General features: G+C 46.5%; 16 protein-coding genes and 1 tRNA gene. 12 read left to right on the forward strand and 5 right to left on the reverse strand.

What is annotated here, in order from left to right; genetic code table 11:
* Positions 1-202: 202 nt before the first annotated feature.
* The gene (locus ABNS04_RS10230; protein WP_006956460.1) at positions 203-3,751 is read right to left on the reverse strand and encodes a translocation/assembly module TamB domain-containing protein; all 3,549 of its coding nucleotides are present in this window, start codon (positions 3,749-3,751) and stop codon (positions 203-205) included.
* A gap of 2 nt (positions 3,752-3,753) precedes the next feature.
* Entirely contained in the window at positions 3,754-5,511 is a 1,758-nt protein-coding gene (locus ABNS04_RS10235) for an autotransporter assembly complex family protein (protein WP_006956461.1), read from the reverse strand.
* 70 nt (positions 5,512-5,581) lie between these two features.
* Between ABNS04_RS10235 and ABNS04_RS10240 the strand changes: the two genes are divergently transcribed.
* The 7 genes from ABNS04_RS10240 to ABNS04_RS10270 all read left to right on the forward strand — a co-directional run bounded on the left by ABNS04_RS10240 (position 5,582) and on the right by ABNS04_RS10270 (position 10,699).
* A complete protein-coding gene (locus tag ABNS04_RS10240; protein WP_006956462.1) occupies positions 5,582-6,439 on the forward strand; it encodes an HDOD domain-containing protein in 858 nt (285 codons plus the stop codon).
* A gap of 78 nt (positions 6,440-6,517) precedes the next feature.
* Positions 6,518-6,594, forward strand: a tRNA-Trp gene (locus tag ABNS04_RS10245).
* A 75-nt stretch (positions 6,595-6,669) separates the two neighbouring features.
* Entirely contained in the window at positions 6,670-6,999 is a 330-nt protein-coding gene (locus ABNS04_RS10250) for a hypothetical protein (protein ID WP_006956463.1), read from the forward strand.
* Positions 6,987-7,427, forward strand: coding sequence for a ribosomal protein S18-alanine N-acetyltransferase (gene rimI, locus ABNS04_RS10255; RefSeq protein ID WP_006956464.1), 441 nt, complete (start codon positions 6,987-6,989; stop codon positions 7,425-7,427). The genes ABNS04_RS10250 and rimI overlap by 13 nt, the downstream gene beginning before the upstream one ends.
* Before the next feature lie 9 nt (positions 7,428-7,436).
* Positions 7,437-8,165: a deoxyribose-phosphate aldolase gene (gene deoC / locus ABNS04_RS10260; protein ID WP_272977789.1), complete on the forward strand. Its 729-nt coding sequence runs from the start codon at positions 7,437-7,439 to the stop codon at positions 8,163-8,165.
* Between the two features lie 9 nt (positions 8,166-8,174).
* Positions 8,175-9,497: a thymidine phosphorylase gene (deoA, locus tag ABNS04_RS10265; protein ID WP_272977788.1), complete on the forward strand. Its 1,323-nt coding sequence runs from the start codon at positions 8,175-8,177 to the stop codon at positions 9,495-9,497.
* A gap of 5 nt (positions 9,498-9,502) precedes the next feature.
* On the forward strand, positions 9,503-10,699 hold the full coding sequence (locus ABNS04_RS10270) for a phosphopentomutase (RefSeq protein WP_272977787.1): 1,197 nt from the start codon (positions 9,503-9,505) through the stop codon (positions 10,697-10,699).
* Here the strand turns inward: ABNS04_RS10270 and ABNS04_RS10275 are convergent.
* Positions 10,696-12,387 carry a methyl-accepting chemotaxis protein gene (locus tag ABNS04_RS10275; protein ID WP_272977786.1) on the reverse strand — a complete coding sequence of 564 codons (1,692 nt, stop codon included), beginning with the start codon at positions 12,385-12,387 and terminating at the stop codon, positions 10,696-10,698. The genes ABNS04_RS10270 and ABNS04_RS10275 overlap by 4 nt on opposite strands.
* Before the next feature lie 184 nt (positions 12,388-12,571).
* Between ABNS04_RS10275 and prfC the strand changes: the two genes are divergently transcribed.
* On the forward strand, positions 12,572-14,170 hold the full coding sequence (gene prfC / locus ABNS04_RS10280) for a peptide chain release factor 3 (RefSeq protein WP_006956469.1): 1,599 nt from the start codon (positions 12,572-12,574) through the stop codon (positions 14,168-14,170).
* Positions 14,171-14,175: 5 nt separating this feature from the next.
* A complete protein-coding gene (locus ABNS04_RS10285; protein WP_272977785.1) occupies positions 14,176-14,949 on the forward strand; it encodes a TatD family hydrolase in 774 nt (257 codons plus the stop codon).
* On the opposite strand, the gene ABNS04_RS10290 is transcribed toward ABNS04_RS10285, so the two are convergent.
* Positions 14,942-15,589, reverse strand: a complete 648-nt coding sequence (locus ABNS04_RS10290; protein WP_272977784.1) for a hypothetical protein — start codon at positions 15,587-15,589, stop codon at positions 14,942-14,944. The genes ABNS04_RS10285 and ABNS04_RS10290 overlap by 8 nt on opposite strands.
* Before the next feature lie 35 nt (positions 15,590-15,624).
* On the opposite strand from ABNS04_RS10290, the gene serB reads away from it, so the two are divergent.
* Positions 15,625-16,266, forward strand: a complete 642-nt coding sequence (gene serB / locus ABNS04_RS10295; protein ID WP_272977783.1) for a phosphoserine phosphatase SerB — start codon at positions 15,625-15,627, stop codon at positions 16,264-16,266.
* Here the strand turns inward: serB and ABNS04_RS10300 are convergent.
* Entirely contained in the window at positions 16,263-18,737 is a 2,475-nt protein-coding gene (locus ABNS04_RS10300) for a PilZ domain-containing protein (RefSeq protein WP_272977782.1), read from the reverse strand. The genes serB and ABNS04_RS10300 overlap by 4 nt on opposite strands.
* A gap of 63 nt (positions 18,738-18,800) precedes the next feature.
* Here ABNS04_RS10300 and radA point away from each other — a divergent pair, with 63 nt between their 5' ends.
* Together radA and ABNS04_RS10310 are read left to right on the forward strand one after the other, a co-directional pair.
* A complete protein-coding gene (gene radA / locus ABNS04_RS10305) occupies positions 18,801-20,165 on the forward strand; it encodes a DNA repair protein RadA (protein ID WP_272977781.1) in 1,365 nt (454 codons plus the stop codon).
* Positions 20,155-20,702, forward strand: a 548-nt coding sequence (locus ABNS04_RS10310) for a hypothetical protein (protein WP_272977780.1), incomplete at its 3' end; no start/stop codon positions are given. The genes radA and ABNS04_RS10310, both read left to right, overlap by 11 nt.

The raw sequence follows: 20,702 nt of genomic DNA on the forward strand, positions 1-20,702 counted from the left end.
TCCTGCGCGACAATCCATATCGCGCCGTGCGCAGAATGCGCACGCTACGACCGCATGATGGTACGCCCGCACCGCGTACGTCGCGCATTGTGCGCGACAATCCATATCGCCCCGTGCGCAGAATGCGCACGCTACGACCGCGGCAGGTACGTCACGCATTGTGCGCGACAATCCACATCGCCCCGTGCGCAGAATGCGCACGCTACCGTTCGATGCTGTAGATGATATCTGCGCCTTGGCTTTCTGTTGATGATGTGGATTCGAACCATAGGTTATCGGTAAAGCGATAACGAAGATAAAAGCTTGAAGTTGATTCAATTAACCCTATGCCATATTTGATATATAGGTTCGGCGAAAGGTATTTTCCAATATAAAGCGACGTGTCGTTGACGTCTGATGTTTCTGAATCGATGGCTACTTCATCCAGACTGAACGTGTCTTTTAATGACTGAGTAAGCGCGCCAGTCGTTTTACCACCGACTAATAAAGCAGCTTGTAGCTCTAGGTTTTGACTTTCGCTATTAGAGGATGGACCGCGACCAAAAAGCAAGTACGAAAGCACACTCGCGTCTGGCATAGCGGGATCAGAGAACAAGTCTAACTCGGGTCGGTTAAGGGTACCCATCACTCTTGCACCCACTGTATTGGGTCCGTCTGTAACTTCCGATAGTGAGCGTGTTACTCGTAAATTTAACGCGGGATTTGATAGCGGACCGCCGTTAAAAATGAATTGGCCACGGTCAATGGAGAGCTCTTGACCGTAAATTTCATAATCGCCCTTGGCCACCGATATTGTGCCATTACCGATAGGCACAGACTGCCCGGTTTGCGCGAGATTCAGAGCGCCTTCTAATCGGCCATTAAAGCCATAGGCATCTACCCGCACATTGTCACCGAGCGTTATCTTTAGGTCAGTTTTAATTGTTCGAGACTGCTCTTTAACCCGTTCGCGTTGTATAACTGTCACGTCCGGAGAAGGAGTGATCGTGGACGATAGGTTAGGAGGTGTAATGTTTGCTTCTGGTATCTTTACTTCACCGTTCAGTGCAATAATATCTTTTGTCAGATTAAGCTTGAGATTAGGGGTGGCAGTGATACGAATTCTTGGTGAATCCATCACAACAAGGTCGGTGCCTTTGAGGTCTAAGGTGCCGGTCAAATCATTTAAGTTAAATTCACCGCTCAAGGTAAAGTCTCCATCACCTACTTTTCCTTCACCAGACAACGTTAGCTGCGGAGAACCTTTGTTGCCGGAAACGTTGACGGTCGTGTCGGAAATTGATGTACCTGTTCGAGTGACTAAGGCATTGGCGATATTAACCCGTGCCGTTGGAGTTAGCAGTATTTGTTCATCCCGAGTTTCAATGGTGACTGCGGCATCTAAAGAGCCATTTACTTGAGCAACTTGGTTGGTAAAAGTTTGTACGATACTCAAGTCGTCCAGTTGGGCTTTAATCGTTCCCTCTAGTGAGGGAGCCTTTAACAGCGATGGAAGTGTTAGGTCAGCTGTAATTTCGGCGCCTGCATCTTCACTCAGTAAATTGAGTCGTGTTGATATGCGTTTTTCATCCGCGCCTTTTGCTATCCGTAATTCAGCTTTCTCGAAGTCAATATGTTGTTCATTTTGTTCGATCCGCATATCGGTAACATTAAATCGACCATCCATTTGATTTACCGAGAGAGCATCGACTAAGTCGACTTCGTTCGTGAGTTCGCCTGAAAGAGAACCGCTTAATGCAAGATTATTTAGAGGCAAAAATGGCTCAACTAAGCTTATAGGAAGGTCTGAAACAGATAATGAACTGGTTAGTCGACGGTCGTTCGTCGTCGCACTCATACAGACGTGCTCGTCTTTTTGACTTACACATAGTTCAGTGAGTTTTACTTGTTGGGGGTTAAATTGATATTCAAGCTTGCTCACTTCTCGTAAGGCAAAACGACCAATATCCGGCTGCTCAATATTGAACGCTGTTATGTTTGCTGTCAGCTCTTTCTCAGTGATTGTTGTATCTGTCGCAAAGGCTAGTGCAATATCTTGATAGCTGAGTTTGAGCTTTGTCGTCTGTTCAGACAAATCACCGTCGAAATTTAAATTGATGTCGTTAAGTCGTCTTTCGCCGATGTTAATGTGTGGCGACTGAACATGCGCGGTAACCTGAGGATCGTTGATAGAGCCAGAGAGGTTACCTTTCGCATTTAGGCTTCCTGACAAATCGAGGTTTGGAACGGGTAGTGCAGCTAAGTCAGTTATATCGACATCAAATTTTAAAGCTGAGCCAGGGCGTAAGTCACCACTAGCGGTTACTGTGTTGCTGCGCCAATTTAACGCAAAGCGATTAATAAAAATGTAGGGTGAGTCATAGCGGACATTCGCGTTTAATTGTATGGGGTCATTTTGCCACTCGCCTTGCAAGTCTGTCTCAAACTGTTGGTTTGCGAGGTTTGCATGTAGCGTACCCGTTATTTGGTTATTGTTTTGTACAACCGTCAACTGTGTAACGTTCAGTTGCTCATCCGTGACGTCGATATCAGCAGCGACCTCTATTTCTGGTTGAGCATTTGTTTTGATCTTGAACTCAGGTAAGACAGAAAGCTCACGTAAAGTCCCCTCAACGAGTAGCCTGAGGTCACTAATCGAAGTACCTCGAAGTCGCTCTGTGTTAAGTTGCTTACTGGTGACTTCAAGGTCAAATTGAGGCACGGAGTCGAGTGCGATAGCACCCTCGATAGCGAGATCAGCAGCTACTTGACCGTTTAGCGAGACGTTGAGTGGCGTGAACCGAATATGTTGCTTTTGATATAGAACGTAACCGTCGAATTCACCTGCTTGGTCGTTAACAGATAAGTTAAGGCTTGGTGTTATGTCGATTTCATTGAGGCTTCCTTGCGTATTAATATCGCCTTCAATACTCGCGCTCTGAATGCCGGCTATTGCAAAACTCTTTACCCATGGCACCAAATCTGTCTCGGCCACCTCTGTACGCGTTTTAAAATTTAACTGATCCAGAAGCTCGGTAACCGTAAATTTAGTCACACTCTCTATTGAGCCGTTTGTCACTATGCTTCCGTTAAGTGTTTGGATATCGCCCTGAGTTTTCAGTGTCATACTTGTCTGAGGTAAGTCTGGCACATGCATATTCATCGTCGAATCGATTTTAATCGACTCACTGCTATTCAATTGAATGCCAGCATCAACACGTACTTCAGCGTAACGGTGGGTTAGCTTCAAGCCTTCAACCTGTAGTTCACCATTCTGTTGCATTGCTAAACCGCCGGTGACAGACAGCTCTTGTGCAGGTTGATTCGGTAGATGTAGTATCACATCGTTGATAGTTATATTTGATAATACTGCGTCGATAGGTAAGCTGACTCTCGGCCATTTAGGCCCTTCGTTGGTGCTTTCGGTAGACGATGTGCTCGAGCGGATCCAGGCTTCAGCGTTTTTGAAAGTCACCGAATTAATGCGTGCTGTGCCTCTTAACAAGTCGCTTGGCGACCAGTCAACCGTTACCTGTTCACTGTGCAAACTAAAGGCTGGACTATCTAACTTTAAACCGTGAAATTCGAATTGATTGAGTAATGTGCCTTTATAACGGCTGAAAGATAATTGGTCTGGTAAGTACTCACTTAACTTATTAACCAAGTAATGACTTCCTGTTTGTGTACCTAATACGGAGTAAATCAACACTGTCAGAAGCAGAATTAGGCTTGCTAATCCTAACAAGAAGCCTTTTGCAAGTCGTTTGTACATAGTTATAGATCCGGTCCAATGGTTAAGTGGATGCGCCACGGCTTATTAGGTTCATCAATTGCCTGAGCAAAATCGATACGAACTGAGCCGATAGGCGAAATCCAACGAAAACCAATACCCACACTTTGTTTAAGTGGTTGATTGGGCTCTAACATCGCATTACCAATATCGGTAAATGCTGCGATCCGCCAGTTTTCTGCAAAGCGATAGTCAATCTCAGCACTGGCTACGGCTAAGTAGCGCCCACCGATAACATCGCCAGAACCGTCTTCCGGTCCGAGTTGTTCATAAGCATAACCTCGTACACTTTGATCGCCACCCGCAAAGAAGCGTAAGGAAGGGGGAATCGCTTCAAAGCTATCGGTGTACATCGCGCCAACTTCGGCGCGGGCTAACAAACGCCAACTATCGAGTAAAGGAACCACGGATTTAAGTTCAAATCGTCCACGAATCAAATCTGCTTCCGAAAGTAAGTCACGTGAAGCTGTCTGAATACTGAAATTAGCTCGCCAACCTCGGTTAATATTAATTCGTTCATCAGCCGAGAGAAATCGCCACTCAACAGTAGGAACAAGGAGCTGAGCATTCCCTCGTTGCTCACCAATCTCAAAATCTTCGTTCAACCAGAACGCGCCGATATCGTATTGCCAGTGGTTGAACGCTCGAATTTCTGCTGCGCCAATTTTAATAAGCTGGCTTTCTTGGCTATCTGTTGTCTTATCAGCGAGCTGAGAGCGGAATTGATAGGAGTCCGTTTGCGGGCGCGGTCCTGGAATCTGATATAACGCAGTAAGCCGACTTTCAAATTGTGACAGCTGTAGTTGGCTTTTAAATAGGTGTCCTCTGGGATTAATCCAGCGACGATCAAAGCCTGCACTAATACGCGCGCCGGTATCCGTACCATACCCTAAACCAAAGCGATAATGACTGCGTTGGTTGGGTGTCGTATCGACTTGAATTGGAACCTGGCTTTTGGCAGCTTGATCCCATAATGCATTTACTTGCACTGTTTCAAAATAGCCGCTTTCAGATAGATTAACTTGTAAATCACTCAAGCTACTTGTATTGAATGCTTCGCTTTTTTCAAACCGAGGGTAGCGCTGAAGTAAGTCCTCACTGATGTACTCCGAATTGAACTCAATATCGCCAAAGTGATAGCGTTCGCCGCTGCTAAAAATGGCATCAATGACAGCCGTATTAGTCTCGATATCAACTCGTACATTGGCTTTTTCCCATTCGGCATCGCGATAACCTCGTTGTGCCGCGAGACTGAGTAATTGGGTCTTTATTTGTTCGTAAGGTGCATGTTCAAATACAGCCCCCTGTTTTAACGGTGATTGTGACAACACCGAACGAAATACTTTATCGTCTTCAGCATCCCCTTTAAGTTTCCAGTTAACCCTAGCGATACGAACAGGATCATTTAAGGCTATCGAGTAGCGCGCTTGCCAGCCCGATTCAGTTGAGTCGAGCTGACTCTTTATTTCTACGTTATAATAACCGAATGGCTCAAGAGCGGTGCGAATTTCGTCTTCTGCCCGCTTAAACAGAAAGCGAATTTGAAAAGCACGATAGTCTTTATCTTGATTTAAGTTGGCAATTTGCACGTAACTTTTGATATTGTCTAGCAGCCTGCCTTCGACACCGTCGAACGCCACATCCACCTTCGCTTGAAGATGAGTACAAATAAGCAGGGCGCACAGTGCTAAGAGATATTTAAATTGTTTCTTGATGCGGGTGGACATAATGTTTTTTTTCATGCGGTTAACTACGAAAAATAATCGCACGTTGATCTCTGCAAAGTAAACTCTTGTTGAGGAGATTTATTAAATGCCGGTTGCTTTAAGTTCTGAGCAAAGACAGCAAATTATGCGCATGACGCTTCCGCCGCGTTCTGAAACCCTTGCCGCGTTGAAGCGAGAAGTTGAGCAAGACGAACCTAGTATTGAGAAGATGGCAGAGCTGATAACAAAAGATATTAGTCTTTCTGCCCAAGTTTTAAGCGTCGTTAACTCATCTGCTTATCGACCCGTTCATAAAGTGGAGTCGATTAAGCATGCCGTCATGATACTCGGCATCAACCAGTTAATGCCACTGATTAGGGCCGCGTCACTTAAAGCATCCTTAATTAGTCATGGTTTTTTGGCAGACTATTGGCGCTACAACGAATGGACTGCGCAAGCATGTATGGTGGTTGCTCGGTTATTAAAGCGGGAATCACTCGCACATTATGCTTATCAGTTTGGCTTATTCCAAGGCGCGGGAGTACCCCTGTTATATTTAAATTTTGATGGCTACGACGCGTTTGTTAAACAATCTGACCGATTAGGTTGGCGTGAGATCGCAGTAAAGGAAGAAGCATCATTGAATGTTTCTCATGCTGTTGCCAGTGCCGTGCTGGCTCAGTATTGGCAACTACCCGCTACCTTAGTGAAGATGTTCTATTTTTATTATGAGCCGGATGCTTTAACTGAATTTGACGGCCATAAATCGACGATTGACGAGTTGATGGCGATTCATCGATTGGCGCGTTATGCGATTGATAAGCAAACCCGCAGTATTGCCGGCGATAGAGACTGGAAAGTATTCAGAGAAAACGTAATGATGACTTTTAAACTGTCTGAGCGCGACGTATCGAGACTGGTCGAGGACACGGTAGAAAAGGTCTTTGATTTGTCATCTGATTAAATAAACAGCGATCGGTGGCTATGATGGCAGTTTATGCTTGCTACCTTCAATAAGGTCAGTATAATTCTCGCTTGCAGTAGGGGCGTAGTTCCAATTGGTAGAACAGCGGTCTCCAAAACCGACGGTTGGGGGTTCGAATCCCTCCGCCCCTGCCACTGCTTCCTTTCTTACCTAGCATATCTAAGCGCTCTGCTTTAAACTGCGTAGTAAATTATGCGGAACTAAAGCTGATGAAATTATCAAAACAACAGTCTCAAGTGCTCGATAAAATGGGGATCCCTCGCTGGACGCTGAAGCCACAGTCAGCTCGGGTACCAAGCGACGAGCGAATACATTGGTATCGCGTTGGCTCATTATACTTGAATTCCGCACAACCACTTCCAGTACAATTGCCAAGATGGCTGCGAGACCTAATAATTTTATTTGATACGCGACCCACCGCAGTAAAGCCTCCGCTACAAGCTGATTTAGTCATTTCCGTAGATGAGGTCAATTCAAAAATTAGGACGCCCGCGGCAAAAAAGGCACTCTGGCGCACGATTCAACAATGTCAAAAATAGAGGTAACGCTCACTGAACCCTCCTCGGTGCTGTTTGACATTGAAAAACGAGCACACGCTTACCCATGGTCGGAAATTGTATTTTTTCAGCCCTTGAGTGCAGGCACACTTTGGTGGTCGATCTCGGTGGACAAGCGCATTGTGGGATTTGCAAATACACAGTTAGTCGCAGATGAACTGACATTGCATAACATCGCTATCGATCCGAGGTACCAAGGAAGAGGTTTTGGTAAGTTTTTACTGAACGATATTCTAAATTATGCCGATAAACATAACGCATTGATGTTTTTAGAAGTTAGAGAATCGAATGCGTCGGCGATACATGTTTATCAGCAGGCGGGTTTTTCGATTGTAGGTCGTCGACCTAATTATTACGCATCAGATTCGGGGCGAGAGGATGCCTTGGTAATGCGTAGAGAAATAAGCTAAGAGGTTATTATGAATCAGCAGGCAGCGTTGGCATTTCGGTGCATGGATTTAACGTCATTGGGCAATCAAGATACGCCTGAAATGATTGAAGCACTATGTGCAAAAGCGCGGTATCACGAGCATCAAGTGGCAGCTATTTGTGTTTTTCCTGAGCACGTCACGACTGCAAAACGAGCGTTGAATGCTCAAGTCGGACCGACCGTACCGGTTGCTACTGTAACCAATTTCCCTCAAGGGAGTACTGACGTTGTACGAGCGGTTGAAGAAACCCAACGAGCGCTTGCTGCAGGCGCTGATGAGATTGATGTTGTACTGCCGTATCACGCGTTGTTGGCGGGTGATAAGAAAGTGTGCGAACAGCTTGTTGGTAGCGTGAAAGACGCGTGCGGTGATACTGCGTTACTCAAGGTCATTATTGAAAGCGGTGAACTACAAACCGCAGCGCAAATACGCCTTGCAAGCCAGTTGAGCATTGCTAATGGTGCCGATTTTATCAAAACATCGACAGGGAAAGTGCCTATCAACGCGACGCTAATGGCGGCTAAGGAAATGCTTCACGTCATAGCAACGGATAATCCTGCATGTGGATTTAAAGCCGCGGGGGGGATCCGCACACTGGCTGACGCTGTTGAATATTTTGCGCTAGCTGAGAGTATTTTAGGCTCTGAATATCTATGCCCTAAATTCTTTCGCCTGGGAGCCAGTAGTCTACTTACAGATTTGATCGAACACAGCTAGGAGATAACGATGTCGCTTACACGAGAAATTATTCGCGTTAAGCGTGATGGAGGTGAGCTCGATGAAGCCTCACTTGCCGCGTTCATTAAAGGTATTACCGACGAGACTGTGAGCGAGTCACAGATCGCAGCGATGGCAATGGCGATTTTCTTAAATGGTATGTCTGAGCGTGAAACCCGCCTTCTCACGCGCTACATGCGGGATTCTGGGGATGTGCTCAACTGGCACTCGCTAAACCTAGATGGTCCAGTGCTGGATAAGCATTCTACGGGGGGCGTTGGTGACAACGTGAGTCTCATGTTAGGACCCATCATCGCCGCTTGTGGTGGCTATGTTCCTATGATTTCGGGGCGCGGGTTAGGGCATACCGGGGGAACGCTCGATAAGTTTGATTCGATACCTGGTTATCAAACTCATCCGACCAATGACCTTTTCCGCCGTGCTGTCCACGATGTTGGAGTCGCCATAATTGGTCAAACAGGGTCACTTGCTCCCGCCGATAAGAGGTTTTATGCGACTCGGGATGTTACGTCTACGGTAGAGTCGCTTCCCCTTATCACTGCATCGATTTTATCAAAAAAGCTTGCCGAGGGTTTGGATGGTTTAGTGCTTGACGTAAAAGCGGGTAGCGGTGCTTTTATGGATAATGAGCAAAAGGCACGAGAGTTAGCTGATACGTTAGTCCGCGTTGGCTCGCAGTTGGGTGTGCCGACGCGAGCGGTAATCACTGATATGAATCAGCCGTTAGCGCCATGCGCCGGTAACGCGATTGAAGTCAAAAGTGCGATAGATTACCTCTCAGGTAATAATCGCCCCAACCGTTTGCACCAAGTGACGGTGGCGCTTGCGGTAGAGGCGTTGTTAGCTGGGGGCCTTGCAGATAATTCGGACAGCGCGAAGGAGAGTGTCAATAGGGTGCTAGAGTCAGGTAAAGCGCTGGAAGTATTCGAGAAAATGGTACATACGTTAGGCGGACCTCATGATTTGATTGAACGTATCGAGGATTACTTGCCGCAAGCAGAGGTGATAAAACCGGTGCTCGCTCAGCAAAACGGTTATATTACGCAAATTCATGCACGGGACTTAGGTAATGCCGTAGTGAGCCTGGGTGGGGGACGCTTAACTTCCACTGATAAATTGGACTATAGTGTTGGCATTTCAGAAATTGCAGAACTCGGTGCAGCTGTTGAAAAGGGACAGCCTTTAGCTGTGGTTCACGCAGCCAATGAAAGTGACTGGCAGCGAGCAGCTAACCAAGTAATAGATACCATCAAAATTGATAGTCAAAAGCCTCAGTTGACCGAGGTAATTTATGCGAGTTTGCAGGAATAATTTGTATGAAACGAGCAATTGTTGTGGTACTCGATTCCTTTGGCTTAGGTGCGGCTCCTGATGCCCACCTATTTGGCGATGAGGGCGCGGATACGCTGGGTCATATAGCGGAACACTGCTTCAAAAATGACCGGCCGTTGCGTGTCCCTAATATGGCCAAACTTGGACTTTGGCACGCTCACTATGGTGCAACAGGTAAACAGCTTGTCGAACTCAAGAGCGACATCACGGGTTGCTACGGATGGGCTGCAGAGCGCTCATCTGGGAAAGATACGCCGTCAGGTCATTGGGAGCTAATGGGATTACCTGTCAATTATGACTGGGGTTACTTTTTAAAGCGAGAACACAGCTTTCCCGAAACGTTATTAACTGAATTGTGTCAACGCGCTGGACTGAATGGGGTTTTAGGCAATTGCCATGCTTCGGGTACGCAAATCATTGAACAATTCGGCAAGGCGCATCAGGCCACTGGAAAGCCGATTGTTTACACGTCAGCTGATTCGGTTTTTCAAATCGCAGCTGATGAGGAATTTTTTGGCTTAGACCGTTTATATCAGGTATGTGAAATTGCTCGCGATTTAGTTGATGAATACAACATCGGTCGTGTCATAGCGCGCCCCTTTGTCGAAGATTCCAACCAAGGTTTCGTTCGCACAAGTAATCGTAAAGACTACGCGACGCCGCCGCACGGGAAAACCTTATTGGATCACGTGATTTCCAATGGAGGTGAAGTGCATGGGGTGGGTAAGATCAGCGATATTTTTGCTGGTCGAGGTATCAGCGCAAGTTATAAAGCCAATGATACAGCGAGTTTAGTCAATAAGACACTGGAATTGATGCAAACTAAACAACAAGACAAATGCTTTATTTTTACTAACCTGGTCGCTTTTGACACGCTTTACGGTCATCGACGGGATGTTGAAGGCTATGCGCGTGAGCTCGAAGATTTTGATAAAAAGTTAGCTGAGCTTATACAGGCGATGCTACCTGATGACTTACTGGTACTGACAGCGGATCACGGTTGCGATCCGACATCGCCTGGCAGTGATCATACCCGCGAGTTTGTGCCTTTGCTCTGTTACAGTCCTCGTTTGAAGGGCCGTTGTTTGGGTCAGCGTCAAAGCTTTGCTGATTTAGGGCAAACGCTAGCCCATTGGTTGGCAGTTGACGCCACGGAGAGTGGCGTCAACATGTTTACTTAATCGACTTTGTAACGCTTGACCAATTGTTCGAGGCGCTGTGCGGTATCGGTTAGCTCACCCATGGTATCGCCTGCTTCGCGCGTACCTTTTGCGGTTCGCTCTGCAATTTCAACGATCGTGGACATATTTTGGTCGATTGTTTGTGATACTGACGTTTGTTCTTCAGCGGCCGTAGCGATTTGAGCGTTCTGTGAGTTGATGGTGTTCACCGCGTCTAACACTTGTTTAAGCGATTGTTCTACTTCGCCCGCGCGCTCAACGCTTTGACTGCTACCTTCTCGTATCGCACCCATGACATCAGACACTTCGTTACTGCTTAATTGCAGTTGATCAATCATCTGCTCAATTTCGTGAGTACTGTCTTGGGTACGTTTAGCCAGTGTTCTTACTTCATCCGCGACCACTGCAAAACCCCTTCCAGCTTCGCCTGCGCGAGCAGATTCGATAGCGGCGTTGAGTGCCAATAAATTGGTTTGATCGGCGATGGAGCGGATCACATCGAGCACACCGCCAATTTGAGCCGACTGATTTGCAAGATTGTCTACCGAATGACTGCCGCGTTCGACTTTATCCGCCAATCCGTGAATAACGTTGACGGCTTGCTTTAACAAGCTTGAGGCGTCGTAAACGAGTTTTTCTGCGTTTTCAGCCGCTCCAGATGCTTCAGATGCGCTTGCCGCAACTTGCTGAGAGGCGGCGGCGAGCTCATTGATAGCGGTCGCCACCTGTTCACTTTCTAACTGTTGTTCGCCAACACCGTCCTGAGCTTGTTGAAGCACACTTGATAATTGTTGTGTCGAGTCATTCACCATGGACGCAGATTCGCGGACGCGCACTATTAAATCAGAGACTTGATCACCGAAACGATTAAATGCAGCGCCTAGATCAGCGAGCTCATCATGGCTATCCGTTGCTAAGCGACGTGTTAAGTCACCATCACCTGTGGCTATTTCATCCATCGCTGCCAATGCTTTGGCGAGTGGTCGGGTGATACTACGGACTACGGCCAGGGCGATAAACGCGGTAATTAATAGTGCAATAATGCTAGCTAACAAGGTTTGCCAAAGCGCCTCAGCGATAGATTTCTGAACATTACCCTCGAGTGCTGCTGCGCGTTGCTGTAGACCTTCAACCCAGAATCCTGTTCCGATAACCCAATCCCAAGCTTCAATGTACTCCGCGTAGCCGAGCTTAGGCGCTACACGCTTACTGTTATTCTGCCAATCGTAAGCGACATAGCCTCCTCCGTTTTTCGCTGCTTTAATTAAGTCACGAATAAGGTAAACGCCATTTGGATCCTGAAAGTCATACAAATCGCGTCCATTCAGTGATGGGTTAACGCCGTGTACTACATTGATTCCGTCCGAGTCATAGACGAATAGATACCCGGTATCACCCGAGTCATCAAAGCGCAGTTGCTCGATAATTTGCTTGGCCCGCGCTTGTCGTTCTGCCAATGTGCCTAGGGATGGATCATTAACTAAGTGTTTTATGGAGGAGCGAGCTAAGGCGAGATAGTTTGACAATGAATTACGCGCGTCTTTTTGCATTTGTTCGGTAAATTGATCAACCGCAGCGTCGCCGATGTTATTCGATTGCTGAAAGTTAAACCAAGTTAGGAAGATGGCAATCAATGCGGGTGGTACGAGTGCCAAAATAAATACTTTAGCGCGAATATTGAATCTCATGGGCGTTTCACTTTATTTGGAATGACTTTTAAAATTCTATAACAGACGATTAAGCGCCTCACTAAGACATTTGTCTTGGCTTAGTGAAAAAACTGTAAACTCTGAGTCGCCTCTCGGCATTGTTTCTAACGCTTAAATCAGCGAAAATACTCCCTTTAAATCGGCCGATATGCGAGAAAGTTAAATGTCAGATGTGAGTGTCGCGAAACAAATTAAGCAAGAGGTAGATAAACGTCGTACCTTTGCCATTATTTCTCACCCGGATGCTGGTAAAACCACCATCACAGAAAAAGTGCTCTTGCATGGTCAACAGATCCAAAAAGCAGGCACTGTGAAAGGTAAGAAATCGGGTCAGCACGCGAAATCTGACTGGATGGAAATGGAACAGGAGCGCGGCATTTCCGTGACCACGTCCGTTATGCAGTTTCCATACAACGACTCACTGGTAAATTTGTTGGATACACCAGGTCACGAGGACTTTTCAGAGGATACTTATCGGACGCTCACCGCCGTTGATTCCTGCTTGATGGTGATAGACGGGGCTAAAGGTGTCGAGGATCGTACTATCAAGTTAATGGAAGTTACTCGATTACGTGATACGCCGATTATTACTTTTATGAACAAACTTGACCGTGATATTCGCGATCCCTTGGAATTATTAGATGAGGTCGAGGACGTTCTTAAGATTATGTGCGCGCCGATTACATGGCCCATTGGCTCAGGTAAGAACTTTAAAGGCGTTTATCATTTATTGCGAGATGAAACGATCCTATATAAAACGGGACAGGGCCACACCATTCAAGATGTTGATATTATTAAAGGTATTGATAATCCAGAGCTCGACAAGCGTTTAGGTGTATGGGCAGACGAGTTACGCGAGCAAATTGAGTTAGTGAATGGTGCGTCGAACCCGTTTGATAAAGAAATGTTTTTAGCAGGAGAGCTCACCCCTGTATTCTTTGGTACAGCGCTTGGTAATTTTGGTGTTGACCATATGTTAGATGGATTGGTGGAGTGGGCTCCCAAACCGCAGGCTCGCGAAACAGATGAAGGCGAAGCCGTGACGGCTGATAACGCAAATTTCTCTGGATTTGTATTTAAAATTCAGGCGAATATGGATCCTCGCCATCGAGATCGTGTCGCTTTCTTGCGAATTGTCTCGGGTAAGTATGAAAAAGGCATGAAGATGAAGCAGGTACGTACAGGTAAAGATGTGCGTATCAGTGATGCGCTTACATTTTTAGCCGGTGACCGTGCTCATGTCGAGGAGGCTTATCCCGGCGATATCATTGGTCTGCATAACCATGGCACGATTCAGATTGGTGATACGTTCACGAGTGGTTCTGATTTTAAATTTAGTGGTATTCCAAACTTTGCTCCAGAGTTGTTCCGTCGTATTCGATTAAAAGATCCGCTCAAACAGAAGCAGTTGTTAAAAGGTTTGGTACAACTATCGGAAGAAGGTGCGGTACAGGTATTTCGCCCCTTAATCAGCAATGATCTTATCGTCGGTGCGGTGGGTGTTCTGCAATTTGATGTTGTTGTACATCGACTTAAAACTGAGTATAAAGTGGATGCGATGTACGAAAACATTAATGTTGCTACAGCACGCTGGGTGTCAGGTGATGAGCGAAAAGTAGACGAATTTCGCCGCAAAGCCGAGGCTAACTTGGCGCTTGATGGCGGTGATAATTTAACGTACATCGCGCCGACCATGGTCAACTTGAGCTTAGCGGAAGAGCGTTATCCGGATATCACCTTTAGTCACACGCGAGAGCATTAACGAACATGCGTTTGTACGACACCCATTGCCACTTGGACTTTTCTGCTTTTGATAAGGATCGTTCTCAGGTTGTCGCTGGGGCTCAAAGGGTGGGAGTTGAGCGTTTTATGTTGCTCGGTATAACCGAGCAACAATGGTCGAACTTAATCAAACTATGTGATGACTTCTCACCTGCATTTCGTTTCTCTCTTGGGTTACATCCTTACTTTATCCATCAGCATCAATCGACTCATATCAACGCACTGGCGAGTTGTTTTGAGTCTTTATCAGACTCCGCTCGTGCGCGATGCCAGGCGATTGGTGAAATTGGGTTAGATGCCACCTGTGAACAGCCAAAATTACAAAAAGCGTTGTTAGATCAGCAACTCGTATTAGCAAAAAACTACCAACTTCCGGTTATATTGCATCATCGAAAAACTTTAGATGAGCTGCTTAAATCCGTTCGAGAGAAACGGGTTGAGCACGGCGTGGTACATGCTTTTTCTGGCAGTTATGAACAAGCTGCGGCGTGGGTGGATCAAGGGTTTAAACTCGGCATCGGCGGTACGATTACCTATGAGAGAGCCAAGAAGACTCGAGATGCTATTCAACGTATTGGCGTGGAGCATTTAGTGCTCGAAACGGATGCGCCCGATATGCCTTTGTGCGGATATCAAGGTCGGCGCAACGAACCTAAAAGGGTCGCGCAGGTGCTAGAGAGTTTGGCTAAGCTATTAGAAACCTCCACTGAGGCGATATCGCCAGTGCTCTGGAAAAATAGCACCGCACTGTTTAACTGAAGTGTTTTTGTTTCTGTTTTTTAACCCAGCGTCTATCGCGTATTCGATTAAATCCAAGCACGATTAATCCGCCCGTAATAAGAGCCAGCAAAAGTAATGTCTTGCCTTGTGAGGTGAGTCCTAATAGCGTTTTTTCGTTAGCATGTAAGATCTGATTCTTGTCAAAAGTCACCTGTAAATAGCCTTGATCATCAAACTCATCGCCGATGGGATGAATAAGTACCCAGGGTTCAGGTAGCGTGCTCGGGTAGTCAATAATAGAGCTAGTTTGACCCACGCTGAACTGATTGATGCCGGCAGCATCACGTAGCGTTACTGCCAGCACTCCGGGCTGTTCGTTGAGACGAATGATAAGTTGCTGCAAACCTTCTTGGTTGCCATTAGTTAGAAAAACTTGACTGCCAGCCGCGGTCTGACTCAGCACCCAATTTAAGTGCTCTCGTGTATTTTGTTCAAGTTGTTGTTGTGCCTGGTTCGTGGCAATATTCCAGATACTGTACATGAGTGTGAGAAGCGCAGCAGCTGCCATAAAGCGCAGTAGGCGCTTGAATGCGACCCGAGTTAAACGTTGTAATTTAGCCGTTGAAACACGGTTAATTAGCTCGTTTAAGGTGTATTTGGGCAGTGCGTTTTGCTTCACTCTGAGTTACCTATGCGTGCGGATAAGGAAACCTTATGCTAAACCATTCTGGGTTGATTGTCTTTGATATGGACTCGACCCTGATTTCAATTGAGTGTATCGATGAAATAGCTCATTTGCTAGGGCAGCGTGATGCTGTTGCGGCAATTACTGAACAAGCTATGCGGGGTGAGATTGATTTCGCGGCAAGCTTGAAGCAGCGTGTTTCCCTATTGGAGGGAGTGGATGTTTCGTTGTTTGACTCGCTATTTAATCCGATCCCTTTAACTCAAGGAGCACAACAGCTGATTGATTTCTGTAAACTAAAAAACTGGTACTGTGTTGTAGTCTCAGGCGGTTTTACTTGGTTCTCTGCAAAAGTTGCCGGTGAATTAGGGTTGGATTTACACATTGCTAATGAACTTGAAATGAGCGATAACAGGCTAACGGGCCGCGTATTAGGCGCTATCGTCGATGGCCAAAAAAAGGCTGAGATATTGCAAATGTTGCGTCAGCAATTGCCAGAAGATGTGCCGGTGGTTGCCGTTGGTGACGGCGCAAACGATCAATGGATGTTACGTGCTGCCGACCTCGGTATCGCATTTTGCGCCAAACCGTTACTTCAAGAGATAGCTGATGTCACCATTGATCAGCCAGATTTAGCACTCATTATTCCGGAACTGGAAAAAAGATTTTAATTTGTCGCTGACAGCCACTGTTCTAACCGCTTAGCAGCGACGGCTTGTAGCGACTCGGACAGTTCCAAACTTTGAGTCAATAATGGCGTAACGCTAAAGCTATCGGCAACGCCGAGTACACTATCTAGCTGGCGCTCGACGCGATCAACTTTATATTGTGCGTACGCCGATAAATACTGCATTTCTGCTTCAATGAATTGTCGATCGGGACGTCCCGTGCGGCTTAATTCGAGGTTTACGGCGATGATGGTATCGTTGAGTAACGCTTGAATCACGTGATGCTCAATATCATCTAGTGTCACAGTTTCAACATCGAAGGCTAATACAGATACGGTGCGTTTATTTTGGTCATCCCAACCGAGTTGAAAAAGTAGCAACTGGTTCATGGGACGTTCGCTTTTATCTGCGCTCATCAACCATGATTTCCATTTATCTAATAATCCACTGGTGTTTAGCAATGTGGGCAATGTCGCCTTGGGTAATAGCGAATTAGGCATCTGCAGCAAGCGACTCCAATCTGAAATCACAGGTGGTACACCAATGCGTCCAAGAAAGTCCTCGTTAGTTTTCGTTTGATAAAAAAACAAAGGAACAGCGCTGGCAGCGTCGCAGTAAAGGTTTCGCAAGCCTAGCTCAAAACCTTTTAACGAGTTATTTTCATATATTTTCGGAAGCCGTTCTTCTCTTTGCTGTATGAATCGAGTAAGAAACTGAGCGGCTGCTTGAGATGCAGGTTGCTCGGACAGCTTTAGGTTAAATGCGGTTCGTGACTTATCAACATTGACTATCTGATACTGAACGTCTGTGAGTGGTTCGTTTTTATGGTGTTGCAAGAGCTGCGTAAAACTCACCTGCATTTCTGAGCGATTTGCACCTGGGATAGGCTCGTCGACTTGGATGCGTAAACCGTGTGCGGAAATATCTAGCACCAACCCGTCTCGACTAAATGAACCGCTGCGAACACGACAGCGACTGCGCAAATGGTAGCGCTGTTCACTGCGGAGGTTAACGAATTCTAGTTTGATAGCTTGAGAACGTTGTGGTGGAGATGGGGGATGAACAAATGCACGTAATTTGGCGAGTTCATCTTTATTGTAGCTGAGTCCGCAAAAGGGCTTGATGAGATCAGTGACATCATCAAGAGTTGCGACATAGTCTATTTCTGATAAAGCGTGTTGCACGGATTCGGTGAATGGCTGCTCCCTTGAGGGCAAATTGATATGTTGTGGCACAGCCTGAGGTCGCCACGCCTGCTTGTGATTGACTGGGGAAAGACTAAGCCGAAACGCCTGAAAAGATGATTTTTGTACGGCAAAACTAGCAAATGTGTCCCACAATTCTATTTTCTTGAGTTCTTCGACCAGCGCAGAATAAAAGTAGACCTTGCCCTTAGCGACAATATTAAACGTAAGTAGCGTCAGTTCACAGGACTCGTTACGCTCGAGCTTTTTAATCATGTATTGGCTACGGCGTTTGTTGAATATCGGTCCAATTGCGAGTTCGTTGGTTTCGTTATACCAATGAGCTAGGGTACTTTCGTTATTGTAGGTTGTCAGTACATACTTACATGAAAGCTCTTTTGAGTGGCGCTGCAAATACAGTGTTAGACGTCGCATGCGAGGCAAGTAGAACTGTTCATGAGCTTTATTGAGAAGTGCAATTTCAGTATTGTCGGTGTTAACCCGATAACGGCGTTTATAGCCACTAATGAATCGAGTAATGAATGCGTCAAAGTCCTTATTTAAGTCGCCGTCGGCGCGCTTAAGGGAGATGTACGTACGTTGGTTTTCTTCGCTTATTCGTGCTATTTCGTAACGAATCGGTAATTGCGGATCAATGGTGAACTCTTTCGCAAATCCAGTGAAATAGATGTTTGCCTGTTGTCCCACTTGCAATTGCATCTGGCTGCGATCGACTCGAATTCTTAAGCCACCTTGAGAAATGTTGTTGGTAATGGCGCGGCAAGCGGAAGCGCCTTCCAGCTCAATATGAACCTCCACCGTATAATTCATGCGCTCTTCATCGCGATAGGGATAAAAGCCTAACTTGAATAATTCAAATGCGCTTTCATCGTCAAACGTATCGTCTTCAGCACTCTCAGCTTGCGCGGCTTTTTGTTGCTCATACATAACACGATAGTTATTCTCGGCCTGCATGATTCGTTCATAGGTGTCTTGCGTAAAAACACCATTGTAGTCTCTAAGACCTCGCTCAAAAATGTCTCGAGCAACCTCATCTAAGTAATGCACCCGTCCGCGGTGTTCTATGCGCCTACAATCGCCATCCACCCGTTTGCGTAAATCGACCGTGCGTGGGCATGCTCGCGTTAAACGACGTACTTCCGCTCTTACTTTGAATTTACTAGGTCCGTCCAACGTTGACGTCAGCAAATTAAAGTGTTTCTCAAAGTCGTCATCCAAAGCAACAAGTTTAAGTTGGTCGATTAGCGGTGATAATTGTAGGTTCGGCATTCTTCTCTTTTATATTTATAATGATGAGCTTAACTGAGAGCATCATAGAACGAGAGCAGTGACATGGCAAAGACAAAAACAGCGTACGTGTGTACCGAATGCGGTGCTGACTTCCCCCGGTGGGTAGGTCAGTGCAGTGAATGTAAAGCATGGAATACCGTATCCGAGGTGCGTTTGGGCAATACTAAAGGAGCTGTCTCTGCAACACGCAGTGGATTCGCGGGAGTCACTCAAGCTAAGGTTACGACGTTAAATGAAGTTTCTTTGGAAGAGGTTCCGCGCTTTAGTTCTACTTTTAAGGAGTTTGACCGCGTCTTGGGAGGTGGTGTCGTACCGGGATCGGCCATATTGATCGGTGGTTCTCCGGGAGCGGGAAAGAGTACCTTGCTATTGCAAACCCTATGCCGCCTGGCGGGGGGAATGAAGGCCTTATACGTCACCGGTGAGGAGTCGTTGCAGCAGGTCGCTATGCGGGCAAAACGACTTGGCTTGCCTATGGATAAGTTAAGAATGCTTGCCGAAACGTCGGTCGAAACGATTTGTCAGCTTGCCGACCAAGAAAAGCCTCAGTTGATGGTGATTGACTCAATACAGGTCATGCATCTAGATGACATTGCGTCTGCGCCGGGCAGCGTGTCACAGGTACGCGAGTCAGCAGCGTTTTTAACGCGGTATGCTAAACAGAAAGGTGTTGCCATTATTATGGTAGGGCATGTTACCAAAGATGGTTCGTTGGCAGGACCTAAGGTTCTGGAACATTGTATTGATTGCTCGGTCATTTTAGATGGCTCGTCAGATAGCCGTTACCGTACGTTACGCGGTACTAAAAATCGTTTTGGCGCGGTGAATGAGTTGGGCGTCTTTGCCATGACAGGCAGTGGGTTAAAAGAAGTTTCTAACCCGTCAGCCATTTTCCTTCAGCGCGGTGAAGAGCAAGGCAATGGTTCGGTAGTAACGGTTATTTGGGAAGGGACTCGACCATTACTCGTCGAAATTCAAGCTTTGGTAGATTACTCCGCATTAGCTAACCCGCGCCGCGTAGCCGTGGGTTTAGAAGCGACTCGACTTGCTTTGCTATTAGCTGTGCTACACCGGCACGGCGGACTGCATGTCTCTGATCAAGATGTGTTTGTTAATGTGGTTGGTGGGGTAAAAGTGTCTGAGACATCGGCTGATTTGGCGCTGATGCTTGCCATCGTATCGAGTTTTAAAGGCGAACCTTTAGCACGCGAGTTAATTATTCTGGGAGAGGTTGGGCTCGCCGGTGAAATACGACCGGTGCCGAACGGACAAGAGCGTTTGAATGAAGCGGCAAAGCACGGTTTTAAACGTGCAATCGTCCCATATGGTAATGCTCCTAAGCATACGGTTGAAGGGATGCAAGTGACACCCGTTAAGAACCTGCAGGAAGCGCTCGATGCGATTTAAAGGGCTGGTCGCATGCCTGTTTCTCGTGTTCTCGGTTGCGGCGGAGGCTTCTTCTCGCTGGGTCAGTTTAAATCAGTGCCTCGATTATTTGCTAATCGACTGGGCACCCGAGCAGGTGGTTGGGATTACGGGGCTCGATGAGACATTAATCAATGAGAAGCACCGTGCCCACTTTGGGCGTTTAGAGAATATTTTAAGGTTACAGCCCGATCGCGTGTTTGCAACAGAGTACAATAATCCTAAATTGATTCGGTTATTACGTCAGTATACTGAAGTCGAGGTTTTGCCCCAGCCTTCCAGTCTTGCGCGATATGATGAGTGGGTGACACAACTGAGCCAATATGCTCAGTTAGCCCCTCATGCACGTGCTCATCAACAGCAGTTAGAACAAGCGATGAAGCAAGCACAACAGGTTGCACAGAAGGTTATTATATTGATGCCCAATCAGTTTAGTTGGGGAACGGCGAGTTGGGCTGATGAATTAATTAGTGCGATGCACTGGAAAAACTTAGCCGCGCCTTTTGGAGAAAACCTGGT

The organism is uncultured Idiomarina sp. (genome assembly GCF_964010655.1).
In the GTDB taxonomy this organism is placed as follows: domain Bacteria; phylum Pseudomonadota; class Gammaproteobacteria; order Enterobacterales; family Alteromonadaceae; genus Idiomarina; species Idiomarina baltica.